Below are 12,736 nucleotides of genomic sequence, written 5' to 3' on the forward strand. Positions count from 1 at the left end.
AAACACGACCTTATCAGGTTGCGAATTCAAGTACGACTGTCCTTATGGTACACTGATAGTAAATAATCTATTTATTGAACTAAAGAAGGTGATTACAGTGAGAAAACGTGAAGAAAAGCAAATAAAAGAGACGTTTGCAGCACGAGTAGGTGAAGACAAGTTTTCTAAATTAACCACATTAAAATCGAATTTGCTTGAACAAGAAGCGGCGGACCAAGCCGCGCAAAAAAAGAGAAGCGAAGCAGAAAAACTTGAACGTGAGAAGAACAAAAGCTTTGCTGAACTTCTAGAGGAAAGTGGTATGGACACAAATAAATTTAACTAATAGGAGGCATTAAGATGTGTAAATACGAAGAAAAAACAATTAAATCAACACCAATCTTTAAGGGACGAGTGATTGATGTATCCGTTGATGATGTACAATTACCGAACGGGGAAACGTCCATTCGAGAATTAGTCAAGCATCAGGGGGCTGTAGCCATTATCGCGGTAACACCTGATCAACGGTTTTTAATGGTTGAACAGTTTCGCAAACCGTTAGAGAAACAGCTCATTGAAGTACCGGCTGGTAAATTAGAATCTGGTGAAGCGCCTGATTTGTGTGCGCTACGTGAGCTAGAAGAAGAGACCGGTTTTACGACCAATCATTTAGAACTAGTCACGTCTTTTTATACAACACCTGGCTTTTGCGATGAGCTCATTTATCTGTATTTCACTGATCAGCTTGTTCCGCTTGAAGAGAAAAAGGCATTAGATGAAGATGAATTTGTTGATTTACATACGATGACGATGGAAGAACTGGATCAAGCCATAGTAGATCGTCGGATTCACGATTTAAAAACGATGTATGCTGTTCAATTACTCAAACTGAGAGGCTATTAATCCCTATGTGTCTCAATTATTTAGCAGATAGAGTCAGACTTCTCAATAAATAGTTTAAAATCATTCTTATTAAATCAATTGAGAATCATTCACAAATTATAATGATTTTAATTGACACCTTTGTTTGTTCACCTTATAATTGAGAAAGCAGGGGAGGTTTGCGTTATGGAACACCGAATTGAGCGGATCAAGAAACTATTACATGCACAAAGTTATAAATTAACACCACAACGCGAAGCGACCGTTCGCGTGTTATTAGAACGAGAGGAAGACCATTTAAGTGCTGAAGATGTTTACTTGTTAGTCAAAGAGAAAGCACCGGAAATTGGTTTAGCTACGGTTTATCGGACCTTAGAATTATTATCTGAATTAAAAATTGTTGATAAGATAAATTTTGGCGATGGAGTTTCTCGCTATGATTTAAGAAAAGAGGGCGCTGCTCACTTTCATCATCATCTTGTCTGCATGGAATGCGGCACGGTTGAAGAAATTGTTGAAGATTTACTGGAAGACGTTGAAAAAATCGTTGAACGTGATTGGCAGTTTAAGGTGAAAGATCACCGTCTCACGTTTCACGGCATCTGTCGCAAATGCCAGCAAAAAGAATTAGAATAAACATTGTGAAGATCACAGGCAGTTGCTGTGATCTTTTCTATTTATCATTTGTTAAGGGGGGATAACATGCGGGATGATATTGAAGATTTTTTGCATTACATCAAGATTGAACGCGGTTTATCTGACAATACCTGTGAATCATACTTGCGAGATTTAACCTACTACCAATCTCATTTAAGCTCGGTAGAACAAATTGCGTCGTGGGAATCTGTCACACGAGACCAGTTGTTGAATTATTTATATGTATTGAATGATCAAGGTAAAAGTCAGGCAACACTTTCAAGAACCCTGTCATCATTACGGTTATTCCACCAGTTTTTAAAAAGAGAAAAACGTGCGTCCATAGATGCGAGCCTGCACATTGAGACGCCTAAAAAGGCCCGTTACCTACCGAAAGTGCTATCAACAGATGACATTGATGCACTACTCGCAATTGAAGGAGAAGATCCTTTATCTCTCCGGAATAAAGCGATGCTTGAATTAATGTATGCAACTGGTCTTAGGGTGACGGAGTGTGTCTCACTTACCATAGCGGATGTTCACTTAGAGATGGGATTTGTCCGGCTGATTGGTAAAGGCAGTAAGGAGCGGATCGTTCCATTAGGGGAAGAAGCAACCGACGCAGTCGTGCAGTACCTGAGAAGTGGCAGACCAACATTGACGAAACATAAGAAAACCGAAGAATTATTTGTTAATCATCACGGAAACGCACTCTCACGACAAGGCTTTTTTAAAATCCTTAAACAATTAGCAAGAGATAAGGGTGTCAACAAGGACATTTCGCCGCACATGTTGCGCCACTCCTTTGCAACCCATTTATTAGAAAATGGAGCTGATTTACGGGCAGTTCAGGAAATGCTTGGACACACAGACATCTCGACTACACAGATTTATACACACATTACAAACCAACGATTGCGTGAGGTCTATCAACAATTTCATCCGCGAGCATAACAATATCATCTGAGTTTATCATAGATAGTTGATTCGATTCGGTATATGTGATAAATTAAGCCTATTCTTTATAAAGATGATAACCATCATGTACTATCGGATTTGAGGGGGAATGGGGATGCGAGAGAGAATAGAAATGAATACAAAAGGTCATATGGTTTATGCTGGAATGGATACGGTAGATTTAGCAAACCAATACGGCACACCATTATTTGTTTATGACGTGGAACGGATTAGGAAAAATGCGCGTGCATTCGTTGAAGGATTTAAAGCACTAAATGTCAAAGCACAAGTGGCATACGCGAGTAAAGCTTTTTCATCGGTGGCAATGTTACAAGTAGCAAAACAAGAAGGATTAAGCTTAGATGTTGTATCTGAAGGCGAACTCTTTACCGCAATTCAAGCTGGATTCCCTATGGATAAAGTACACATGCATGGAAATAATAAAGCCCGTCATGAATTAGAGATGGCGATTAAGCATAAAATCGGCTGCATTGTGGTTGATAATTTTCATGAGATCGAATTGTTACAGGAATTGTTAATGGAATATAAACAAGACATTGATGTTTTACTAAGGGTCACACCTGGTATTGAAGCGCATACGCACGATTATATTTTAACCGGTAATGAAGATTCTAAATTTGGCTTTGATCTCACAAAACAAGCAAGAGAGGCTTATGAACTACTTAAATTAAATCCACATGTTCATTTGAAAGGCTTGCATTGCCACATCGGCTCACAAATATTTGAAACCGACGGTTTCCTGATGGCCATTAAGCGCTTGTATGAAACATTAAATGAATGGCATGTACGCGATGGCTTCAATGCTGAAGTATTGAATTTAGGTGGCGGCTTCGGTATCAAATATACAGATGAAGATGAACCACTCGAATTATCATCTTATGTAAAAGCGTTGGTCGAACAAGTCCAAGAAGAAATTGATCACTATCAGTTGTTGTATCCTGAAATTTGGATTGAACCGGGTCGAGCCATTGTTGGAGATGCGGCAATTACCTTATACACAGTCGGATCAAAAAAAGAAATCCCGAATGTAAGAAACTATGTAGCCATTGATGGTGGTATGACCGATAATATTAGACCTGCGCTTTACCAAGCAAAGTATGATGCTTGTGTGGCAAATAAAATAACTGAAGCGCCTACTTATCAAGCATCAGTTGCCGGAAAATGTTGTGAATCCGGGGATATGTTAATGTGGGACGTGTTATTGCCAGAAGTAAAAGCAGGTGATATACTAGCTGTATTTAGTACAGGCGCATACGGTTATTCGATGTCTAGCCACTACAATCGCTTTCCAAAAGCTGCGGTTGTATTTGTTGAGCACCAACAAGCAAAACTTGTGGTGAAACGTGAATCTTATGAAGACCTAGTCAAAAATGATTTATCATACGAATAATGAGGAGGAGACAATAGATGTCTAAACAAGCAACGATTACATTTGAAAATGGTGAAAAAATTATCATTGATTTATTTGCAGATGCAGCACCAGGTACAGTTGAAAATTTCGAGAAATTAGCAAATCAAGGGTTTTACAATGGGGTAATATTCCACCGTGTTATTCCTGGATTTGTTGCTCAAGGTGGCGATCCAACAGGAACAGGCATGGGTGGACCAGGCTATACAATCGACTGTGAAACAGACGGGAACCCGCATAAACATATTGCCGGATCACTGTCAATGGCGCATGCAGGTAAAGATACCGGTGGAAGCCAGTTCTTCCTTGTTCATGAACCACAACCGCACTTAGATGGGGTACACACTGTGTTTGGTCAAGTAACAGAAGGTTTGGATACTGTACTTCGCATCAAGCAAGGGGATGCAATGGAAACAGTCGTTGTTGAGGAAGTTTAAAAACCAGTGTATAATAGACAGGTCGTAAAGGAAGTATACGTTTGCTTCTTCTTTACAAAATGCTAAAAGACTAAATGATTGGTCTAGTAAGGGGTTACTATGTTAATACGTTTTAAAAAATCAATGGAAAAAATCGCAATGGGCTTACTATCGTTTATGCCTTTGGAAAAAGATGTAAAAGTTTTGCAAGAAACGATGAAAGACTACATGGAAGATGATCAACAGCAATTGTTCTTGTGGAAGGAAAACGAAGACATGGTTGGAGCAATTGGGATTTTAGTTGATGATACGAAAAAGCTGGTCACTGTCCAGCATATTAGTGTAAATCCTTCTCACCGTGATGCAGGGATCGGTCAAGCGATGGTAAATGCAATATGCACACGTTTCGGAGATACACATGCGATTGAACCAAATGAACTAACAGAAGCCTTTTTAAGCAAATGTAAATAAAAACGTTAAAATACCACAGCTTAGTCTGTGGTATTTTACTGTCAAGTGTGTGATGTATGCTATACTATAAGAAATTTGTAATGGGCGATTGTGACGTGAGGAGAGAGAAAATGGTAAAACATTATCAAGTGAATTTAGATGTATTTGAAGGACCATTAGATTTGTTGCTCCATCTGATCAATCGCTATGAAATTGATATATATGATCTACCTGTTGCACAAGTGACTAAACAGTACATGGAATTCATTCATACCATGCAAGAGTTAGAACTAAACATTGCTAGTGAATATTTAGTCATGGCTGCCACGCTGTTACAAATCAAGAGTACGATGTTATTGCCACATCCAGAGCTAGATGATGACTACACATACGAAGAAGAAGAGGAAGATCCACGAGAAGCTCTAATTGAACGGTTGATTGAGTATCGAAAATATAAAGAGGTTGCCTCTGATTTAAAGGAACGTGCTGATGATAGTAAAGAAAGCTATACACGGCCACCAGAAAAAGTGTCGGTTGAGGCTGCGGTCGTTCCGATGAATGAAACGGGCTCGATATACGATATGTTAGCGGCCATGCAAAAAGTATTTGAACGAAAAAAATGGCAGCAGCCGATGACCCGAACAATAGAAAAAGTCGATATTCCGATTAAGAAGCGAATGGAACAAGTGTTAGACGTACTTAATGAATACCCGGATGGCATTATTTTTGATGAATTGTTTCCTTACCCATCCAAAAGTCATATGGTGATTACATTTATAGCTATGTTAGAATTAATGAAAGAACGTCAGATTTATTGCGAACAACAATCGACATTTGATGCGTTAAAGATATATAAATGGAGGTCGTAGTGATTGAATGACAAAGTGTATCAAGGTATTTTAGAAAGCTTATTGTTTGTTTCGGGCTCTGATGGTGTGTCGTTGAAACAAATCAGTCAGACATTAGAAGTGCCAATGGATAAAGCGATGACTTTAATAGAAATAATCAATGATTTTTATCACGATGATTCACGAGGTATTCAATTGATTGAAGCGGACGATCGATATTACTTGACCACAAAAGCTGAACATGCAGATTATCTTAGAGCTTTAGTGACGGGGAATCAAAGGCAAAAATTATCACAAGCAAGTCTAGAAACCTTAGCAATCGTTGCCTACAATCAACCGATGACACGATTAGAAGTTGAAGAGGTGCGTGGGGTTAAGAGTGACCGCCCTATCCAGACCTTACTATCAAGAGGATTAATCGAAGAAGCAGGCAAGAAAGACGTTTTGGGTCGTCCAATGATGTTTAAAACAAGTGTTGATTTTTTAACTTATTTCGGACTGAAATCGATTGACGAACTACCACCACTTACTGAGCAGATCAGTGAGCTATCGTTTGAAGATGAAGAGGATTTATTTTTTTCGAAACAAAGCTAGTGAAGGATAAGGTAATAAATAAAAAGGAATGATGAGATGGAACAATTTGAAGAACGTTTACAAAAGGTGATCGCACACAGCGGTGTCGCTTCGCGGCGTAAAGCAGAAACAATGATTACTGAGGGACGGGTGAAAGTGAACGGGAAAGTCGTCACTGAATTAGGAACAAAAGTGACGAATCAAGATAAAGTGCAAGTCGATGAAGTACCATTGACAAAAGAAGAGCCGGTCCATTATTTACTTTACAAACCACGTGGTGTCATTTCAAGTGTAAGTGATGATAAAAATCGGACGGTTGTAACAGACTTGATTCCTGCCATTCAAGAACGCGTATATCCTGTCGGTCGACTTGACTATGATACGTCAGGGTTACTATTGTTAACCAATGATGGTGAGTTAACCCAATTACTGATGCACCCGAGTTATGAAATAGAAAAAGTTTATGTGGCAAAAGTAAAGGGAATTCCAACTAAAACAGAATTGAATCGCTTTACCCGTGGTGTGAAATCAGACGGAGAAAAATTACAAGCCATTTCGGCACGAATTATTTCTGCTGATCATGAAAAAGGAACATCAATTGTGGAAGTGATTCTACATGAAGGAAAAAACAGACAGGTCAGACGTATGTTTGAAGCAACTGGCTATGATGTACAAAAATTAAAACGTGAACGGTATGGCTTTCTTGATTTAAAGGGGTTAAAATCAGGCGCATATCGAGAACTGACACCACATGAAGTGAAGCAATTACGCGCATATGCGCTAAGAGATAAGAAATAAGTATAAAGATGGATGGGTTAAAGTGCAGAGTAGAAAGGGGTTCATCAGATGGAGCAATCTATTTTAGTGGTTGAAGATGAGGATCGGATTCGTAAACTACTAACTATGTATCTTGAACGTGAAGGATTTATCGTTGAAGAGGCTAACAATGGGATCACGGGAGAAGAAAAAGCTTTAGAAAATGATTATTCAATGATCCTTTTGGATCTTATGTTACCGGAGCGAGATGGCATCACCGTCTGTAAAAACATCAGAGCTGAAAAAGCAACACCAATTTTGATGTTAACAGCCAAAGGAGAAGAGACCAATCGGATTGAAGGGTTTGAAGCTGGCGCTGATGACTATGTTGTCAAGCCGTTTAGTCCTAGAGAAGTGGTCTTGCGTGTGAAAGCAATGCTTAGACGCGCTGGTAATGGTGAAACAATGGGTCAAATTTCCTCGACAAAAGATGTGCTAGATTTCAAGCACATGACGATTGATAATGACGCGCATAAAGTGACAGCAGATCAAACAGAAATTACATTGACGCCGAAAGAATATGAGTTGCTCTATTTTTTAGCGAGTCACCAAGATCGTGTTTATGATCGTGAACAACTCTTAAAAGAAGTATGGAAATACGAATTTTTTGGCGACCTACGCACAGTGGATACCCATGTCAAGCGATTACGTGAAAAACTCAGTAAAGTGTCAAAAGCAGCTTCTCAAATGATTGTAACGGTATGGGGCGTTGGCTACAAGTTTGAAGTGGAAGATGAGTAATGATATGGCGCGGGCTTGTCGGTAAGTTTTGGTTTTATTTGTTTGTGCTTTTTATAGTCATTAGCTTTGGCCTATTTATTGTTCTTAGACCCGTGGTAAAAGAAACGCTCATTGACCAGCAACGGGCTCACTTATCTGAAACGTTGCTAGCATTTGAAGGTTTATCCAACGACCAAACCTGGTTACCGGTAACACTGCCGGGATTGATTTATGTTTTTCGTGAAGATCAAACAGATGCTGTAGATCTATTGCACAATACCGCCGATCTACCACCATCTGTTGCGGGTGAACAGGTTACCTTAGTTAACATCGAAACCCGTACCGGTCATTTATATGCATCTCAGCCAATAGCAAAGGTAGAGGCACGTCTTGTTCAGTATGAGCAGGTCTATATCATCACGATTCTGCTCATTCTAGGAATCACGGCATTATTTGCATACGTCTTGTCACGTCGATTAAATCAACGTCTAATGCAAATCCGTACACTCGCACTATCCTATGCGAACGCTGATTTCTCTTCAAAATTAATCGTTGATAAAAACGATGACGTTGCAGAGGTATCTTTGGCGTTTAATCGGATGGGTCGTCAGTTAAAGAACCAAATGGACCAATTGCAGCGTGAAAAGCAAATACTGTACCGTATCATAGGAGCAATGCAAGAAGGTGTCATCACCGTCAATCTTGATGGCGAGATCTTATTAGTCAATCAACCAGGGGAAACGTTGATTCGGGCAATGCGTTATCAAAACGATTCAGATTCAGATGAAGCGATCGCTCCACAACGCTTACTTGAATTATTTAATCCAGTGATGACCCATCAAGAAACAGTAATGCACAACATCCATATCCACGGACGGGATTACGTCCTTGTGGCGACACCACTCGTTGGTGAAACAGTCTTACAAGGTGTGGTAAGCGTGGTGAGAGACATCACTGAAGAGAAGCGATTAAATGAGCTGCGAGAGTCATTTATCGCCAACGTTAGTCATGAGCTTCGCACCCCGATTTCTCTAGTGCAAGGGTACAGTGAAGCGATTGTGGATGGTGTTTCAACGACCGTTGAGGACCAACAATCATTAGCATCAATCATTCTCGATGAATCACTAAGAATGGGCCGATTGGTTAATGATCTACTCGACTTGGCGCGGATAAAATCTGGTCAGTTAGAACTTCACTTGGATGAGTATCCGATTGAGGCATTTTTGATTCGTGTGACCCGCAAGTTTGCTAAAAAGGCAAGCGATAAAGGGCTCATGATCGATTATCAAGTTATGGATCAAGCATTGACACAGCTCACGTTTGATTACGATCGTTTAGAACAAGTACTGACTAATTTAATTGACAACGCAATTAGACATACGGAGTCGGGTAAGGTAACCGTTCAAGTTAAACGTGTGAGAGATGCTTGTCAATTTGATGTGATTGATACTGGAACGGGTATTCCAGCTGATGATTTACCATTTGTTTTTGAACGTTTTTATAAAGCGGATAAAGCACGCACAAGAGAGAAAAAGAATAAAAAAGGTACAGGGTTAGGTCTAGCCATTGCGAAAGAGATTGTGTATACGCATGGTGGAGATATTTCCGTTCATAGTAATGAAGGGGTCGGTACAACGTTTAGTTTTACCATCCCATATAAACATTAATAAATAAATAGGTGATTAACAGGGAATTTGGTGGAAGTCCAAAGCTGTCCTCGCAACTGTAAGTAGTATCGAACTGAACACATCCACTGCATTCGCGGGAAGGGTTCATAGTAGCACGCTACAAGCCAGTAGACCTACCTAGTTATTTTATTATATAAAATGCTTCGAGGATTGAGCGTTTATCAACGACCTACGGGTTAGCTTGCGTTTAATCCTCCAGATTAATGGAGGAATGTAAAAATGAAAAAAGTATGGTTAAGTTTAATTGTTGGGTTATTGTTACTTGTCGGTTGTAATACAGAGACAGCGTCTGATGATAAGATTGATATATCGGTAATCATCTCGATTGATAATGACGAAGAACGATTAGTTGATGAGACCTTATCAGTTGAGGAAGGCGCGATTTTACTTGATGTATTAGATGAGCAATATGACATCCAAAAAAGTGACGAAGGTTTTATTGAAGGCATCGAAGGACAAGAACAATATGACAATCATTATTGGTTCTATGAAGTAAATGATGAAGAAGCTTATGTCGGTGCTGGAGAATATGAATTAGCGGATCAAGATGTCGTTCATTTTGACTTGCACGAGTATGAAGGATAATGAAATTATCAACCCACCAACTCACCCTCATCGCTGTATTAGCAGCGATGAGCGCAGTGGGTCGAATTTTCTTTCAACAAGTGCCTAGTGGACAGCCAACAACAGCGATCATTATTTTATCTGGCTTTTTTTTAGGGCCAACGCAAGCAATGATTTTAGCTGCTTTAACAACATATTTATCGAACATGATGATGGGCATGGGGTTATGGACCCTCTGGCAAATTCTTGCCTGGTCAATGATTGGTTTAATAGCTGGACTTATTGGCAAAGTAGTGAAAAAACATGCCTACCCGGTACTTATTAGTTTTGGTGTTTTATCTGGCTTTATCTACGGGCTTTTTTTTGCCTTAATTAATTTCATGGTTTCTGGGAAGTTTTGGGGCTATTATCTCGCAGGCGTTATGTTTGATTTAAATCATGCAATAAGCAATATTATTTTTATTGTCGTGTTATACAAACCATTTTTGCTGCTATTCAAACGATTTAATCATCAACAAGTAAGGACACGTGCGGATATTAAAAAAAGGTAACATTAACGTGTAACCTTTTTTTAATGTCTAACGACAAATCTATTAAGAAAGATTGGGGGTCTGGTGTTGAAGACCACATTTGATCATTTATATGAAACGTATCATCGTGATGTATATCAATATATTTTTTACATGGTGAAAGATAAAGCAATAACTGAAGATTTATTGCAAGAAACTTATATAAAAGTGTTGCAGGCGTATGAAAAATTTCGAGGTGAGAGCAGTGAAAAAACATGGTTATTTTCTATTGCACGCCATACCGTTATGGATTATTTCCGCAAACAACAACGACGAAAACAAGTTTTTTTTGGTTTATTCTCTAAAGACGATGAAGAAGTAACCAATCAATTGATTGATAAAGCCCCTTTGCCGGAAGAACTTACCGCTCTAAATGAAGAGCTTCAAATGATATATCATTATCTGGATGCCTGCAGTCTTGATCAAAAAAATGTTATCATCTTACGTTTTATCCAATCGTTATCTATTCACGAAACAGCTAGAATTTTAGAATGGACAGAGAGCAAGGTGAAAACAACGCAGCACCGAGCGTTAAAAAAATTACGGCACTTAATCGAGCAGAATGAAAAGAGGTGACGTCATGAGTGCAACTGATGAAAAGGATCAGCAATTAATTAATGACCTCCAAAAATTGCCTAAATTAAATGACGGGTTGTCAAAAGAAGAATGGTACCAAAAGATAAAACAAAAAGAATTTTCAAATAGTAAGCCAAATCGAAAGCCACTGCTTTATATTGTCCCTTCATTGATGGGAGTGCTTGTTCTTGTATTATTATTTATTATTACTGAAGGATTTAATTTTAATTCTACCACGAATAATCGAGCAGAAGATCTAGAGGAAGCAGAAATGTCGACGTCACAGGATGTATCAATGGAAATCCTTGAAAAATCTACGCATGCCGATGACACATTGGCTTTTACCTTTCATGAAGAGACAACTTTAAATGAGGTGACACGGGGGGAACATGTCTTATTTCAAGATGAACAAGACATCATGAATTTACCGATGGCACCCGTTGGAGCGATGGATGAATCGGTCATGTTTGCTGTTCCTTTGACGATGATAAATACACCAAATGAACAGGCAGTTTTTTATAATGAAATAATTAGAGAGATAAACTTCAAGTCCCATGGTCTTACAAGTTTACCTTTTTCGCTCGTTACTTTCGGTTTTCAAAATCAACAATTAGCTGAAATCGTTGTCGATGATTCCGATCAGTTAGCAGGAACTTCTGCACAAGCAACGCTGTTTTTACAAACTCTGAGAACGATGTTTGCGACTGATGAGCCTACGTCAATCCCGATTCGTACAAGTGAAACAGATGATGTCGACCTAGGTGCTTATGGTGAGGTAAGTACGTTTGAATTTATGCCAGTTAAACAAGTAGCCTATAAATATTATCGATTTGATGAGACGCATACCTATATGGTGCCGGTTGAACAAACGTTGGCGGGCGAAAATTTCATGACGATTGATGAAGCTTTATTTAATATGCAAGAGAGTAATGAGGAACTAAAATTGTTCGGTGCGATTCCGGCAGATGCTGAGTATCAACTGGATTTATCAGATACAGGTCTATTGCAAATGACCTTTGCTGAACATGATATGTTCGGTGACAATCTCGCAACGATTGAAATGATCGAGAGCATTTTGATGACAGCCAAAAGTTTTGACTTTGATGCAGTTAATTTCTCAATTGCGGGAGTGGATTCAACGGTTGGTGCGTATCAATTAAATGCACCGCTTGATGTACCACTAGCGATTAACCCTACAACGCTAGAGCATTGGTTAGAGTATAGCGAGTAACAAAAAATGGGCTAGACGCTTATTCATTAAACGTCTAGCCCATTTTCAAGCGATATAAAAGCCGAAAAGTGTTACTCTGTCTTGTAAGGGTTACGCTTTAAACTGATGGCATCCGTTGGACAAGCCTCTTTTGCATCAATTAAATCGTCCTCAAATAATTGGGGTATTTTAGCGATGCCTTGGTTTTCATCAAGCAGATTATAGGCAAGTCCATCGTCATCATAGTCATAAATATCAGGGGCTAATGCCCCGCAAGAGCCACAAGCAATACATAAATCTTTATCAACTTTTGTATAAAAACACATCATTTTCCCACGCTTTCCTATCAATCGTCTATAATTGAGTATAGTATGTATTGTACGAGATTCATGACCTTAAAATCAATGGATAAAAAAGGATGTC

17 protein-coding genes and 1 riboswitch are annotated in these 12,736 nt (G+C 39.0%); of the genes, 16 read left to right on the plus strand and 1 reads right to left on the minus strand.

Annotation, left to right across the window (positions count from 1 at the left end):
* The first annotated feature begins 97 nt into the window (after positions 1–97).
* From DES38_RS04970 to DES38_RS05045, 16 genes are all read left to right on the plus strand, one after another.
* Positions 98–325: a YqkE family protein gene (locus tag DES38_RS04970; RefSeq protein ID WP_170114336.1), complete on the plus strand. Its 228-nt coding sequence runs from the start codon at positions 98–100 to the stop codon at positions 323–325.
* Between the two features lie 14 nt (positions 326–339).
* Positions 340–882 carry an NUDIX hydrolase gene (locus DES38_RS04975; RefSeq protein WP_110250995.1) on the plus strand — a complete coding sequence of 181 codons (543 nt, stop codon included), beginning with the start codon at positions 340–342 and terminating at the stop codon, positions 880–882.
* Between the two features lie 165 nt (positions 883–1,047).
* On the plus strand, positions 1,048–1,497 hold the full coding sequence (fur, locus tag DES38_RS04980) for a ferric iron uptake transcriptional regulator (protein WP_110250996.1): 450 nt from the start codon (positions 1,048–1,050) through the stop codon (positions 1,495–1,497).
* Positions 1,498–1,563: 66 nt separating this feature from the next.
* On the plus strand, positions 1,564–2,451 hold the full coding sequence (gene xerD, locus DES38_RS04985; RefSeq protein ID WP_110250997.1) for a site-specific tyrosine recombinase XerD: 888 nt from the start codon (positions 1,564–1,566) through the stop codon (positions 2,449–2,451).
* Positions 2,452–2,569: 118 nt separating this feature from the next.
* Entirely contained in the window at positions 2,570–3,865 is a 1,296-nt protein-coding gene (gene lysA, locus DES38_RS04990; RefSeq protein ID WP_110250998.1) for a diaminopimelate decarboxylase, read from the plus strand.
* Between the two features lie 17 nt (positions 3,866–3,882).
* Positions 3,883–4,320, plus strand: a complete 438-nt coding sequence (locus DES38_RS04995; protein ID WP_110250999.1) for a peptidylprolyl isomerase — start codon at positions 3,883–3,885, stop codon at positions 4,318–4,320.
* A gap of 99 nt (positions 4,321–4,419) precedes the next feature.
* Positions 4,420–4,770, plus strand: a complete 351-nt coding sequence (locus DES38_RS05000; protein ID WP_110251000.1) for a GNAT family N-acetyltransferase — start codon at positions 4,420–4,422, stop codon at positions 4,768–4,770.
* 110 nt (positions 4,771–4,880) lie between these two features.
* A complete protein-coding gene (locus DES38_RS05005) occupies positions 4,881–5,618 on the plus strand; it encodes a segregation/condensation protein A (protein ID WP_110251001.1) in 738 nt (245 codons plus the stop codon).
* 3 nt (positions 5,619–5,621) lie between these two features.
* Complete coding sequence (gene scpB, locus DES38_RS05010; protein WP_110251002.1) at positions 5,622–6,191, plus strand: SMC-Scp complex subunit ScpB; 570 nt, start codon at positions 5,622–5,624, stop codon at positions 6,189–6,191.
* Positions 6,192–6,227: 36 nt separating this feature from the next.
* Positions 6,228–6,968, plus strand: coding sequence for a pseudouridine synthase (locus DES38_RS05015; protein WP_110251003.1), 741 nt, complete (start codon positions 6,228–6,230; stop codon positions 6,966–6,968).
* A 48-nt stretch (positions 6,969–7,016) separates the two neighbouring features.
* Positions 7,017–7,727 (plus strand): response regulator transcription factor, encoded by a 711-nt coding sequence (locus DES38_RS05020; RefSeq protein ID WP_110251004.1) that lies wholly within the window; start codon positions 7,017–7,019, stop codon positions 7,725–7,727.
* Complete coding sequence (locus tag DES38_RS05025) at positions 7,727–9,373, plus strand: sensor histidine kinase (RefSeq protein WP_110251005.1); 1,647 nt, start codon at positions 7,727–7,729, stop codon at positions 9,371–9,373. Before DES38_RS05020 ends, DES38_RS05025 begins: the two co-directional genes overlap by 1 nt.
* A riboswitch (cobalamin riboswitch) is annotated at positions 9,366–9,529 on the plus strand. It overlaps the preceding gene by 8 nt.
* A gap of 84 nt (positions 9,530–9,613) precedes the next feature.
* Positions 9,614–9,979, plus strand: a complete 366-nt coding sequence (locus DES38_RS05030) for a DUF4430 domain-containing protein (protein WP_110251006.1) — start codon at positions 9,614–9,616, stop codon at positions 9,977–9,979.
* The gene (locus DES38_RS05035; RefSeq protein WP_110251007.1) at positions 9,979–10,509 is read left to right on the plus strand and encodes an ECF transporter S component; all 531 of its coding nucleotides are present in this window, start codon (positions 9,979–9,981) and stop codon (positions 10,507–10,509) included. The genes DES38_RS05030 and DES38_RS05035 overlap by 1 nt, the downstream gene beginning before the upstream one ends.
* 66 nt (positions 10,510–10,575) lie before the next feature.
* Positions 10,576–11,103 carry a sigma-70 family RNA polymerase sigma factor gene (locus DES38_RS05040; RefSeq protein WP_110251008.1) on the plus strand — a complete coding sequence of 176 codons (528 nt, stop codon included), beginning with the start codon at positions 10,576–10,578 and terminating at the stop codon, positions 11,101–11,103.
* Between the two features lie 4 nt (positions 11,104–11,107).
* Complete coding sequence (locus DES38_RS05045) at positions 11,108–12,334, plus strand: hypothetical protein (protein ID WP_110251009.1); 1,227 nt, start codon at positions 11,108–11,110, stop codon at positions 12,332–12,334.
* Between the two features lie 71 nt (positions 12,335–12,405).
* Here DES38_RS05045 and DES38_RS05050 read toward each other — a convergent pair whose 3' ends face one another.
* The gene (locus DES38_RS05050) at positions 12,406–12,639 is read right to left on the minus strand and encodes a ferredoxin (RefSeq protein WP_110251158.1); all 234 of its coding nucleotides are present in this window, start codon (positions 12,637–12,639) and stop codon (positions 12,406–12,408) included.
* Positions 12,640–12,736: the final 97 nt, after the last annotated feature.

The sequence above is a fragment of the Streptohalobacillus salinus genome, assembly GCF_003201605.1.
GTDB lineage: Bacteria > Bacillota > Bacilli > Bacillales > Amphibacillaceae > Streptohalobacillus > Streptohalobacillus salinus.

Bases quoted from the DNA above. Each gene is read 5' to 3' on its own strand.
- DES38_RS04975 (WP_110250995.1), top strand. From the start codon at position 340: ATGTGTAAATACGAAGAAAAAACAATTAAATCAACACCAATCTTTAAG.
- fur (WP_110250996.1), top strand. From the start codon at position 1,048: ATGGAACACCGAATTGAGCGGATCAAGAAACTATTACATGCACAAAGT.
- xerD (WP_110250997.1), top strand. From the start codon at position 1,564: ATGCGGGATGATATTGAAGATTTTTTGCATTACATCAAGATTGAACGC.
- lysA (WP_110250998.1), top strand. From the start codon at position 2,570: ATGCGAGAGAGAATAGAAATGAATACAAAAGGTCATATGGTTTATGCT.
- DES38_RS04995 (WP_110250999.1), top strand. From the start codon at position 3,883: ATGTCTAAACAAGCAACGATTACATTTGAAAATGGTGAAAAAATTATC.
- DES38_RS05000 (WP_110251000.1), top strand. From the start codon at position 4,420: ATGTTAATACGTTTTAAAAAATCAATGGAAAAAATCGCAATGGGCTTA.
- DES38_RS05005 (WP_110251001.1), top strand. From the start codon at position 4,881: ATGGTAAAACATTATCAAGTGAATTTAGATGTATTTGAAGGACCATTA.
- DES38_RS05015 (WP_110251003.1), top strand. From the start codon at position 6,228: ATGGAACAATTTGAAGAACGTTTACAAAAGGTGATCGCACACAGCGGT.
- DES38_RS05020 (WP_110251004.1), top strand. From the start codon at position 7,017: ATGGAGCAATCTATTTTAGTGGTTGAAGATGAGGATCGGATTCGTAAA.
- DES38_RS05025 (WP_110251005.1), top strand. From the start codon at position 7,727: ATGATATGGCGCGGGCTTGTCGGTAAGTTTTGGTTTTATTTGTTTGTG.
- DES38_RS05030 (WP_110251006.1), top strand. From the start codon at position 9,614: ATGAAAAAAGTATGGTTAAGTTTAATTGTTGGGTTATTGTTACTTGTC.
- DES38_RS05035 (WP_110251007.1), top strand. From the start codon at position 9,979: ATGAAATTATCAACCCACCAACTCACCCTCATCGCTGTATTAGCAGCG.
- DES38_RS05045 (WP_110251009.1), top strand. From the start codon at position 11,108: ATGAGTGCAACTGATGAAAAGGATCAGCAATTAATTAATGACCTCCAA.
- DES38_RS05050 (WP_110251158.1), bottom strand. From the start codon at position 12,639: ATGTGTTTTTATACAAAAGTTGATAAAGATTTATGTATTGCTTGTGGC.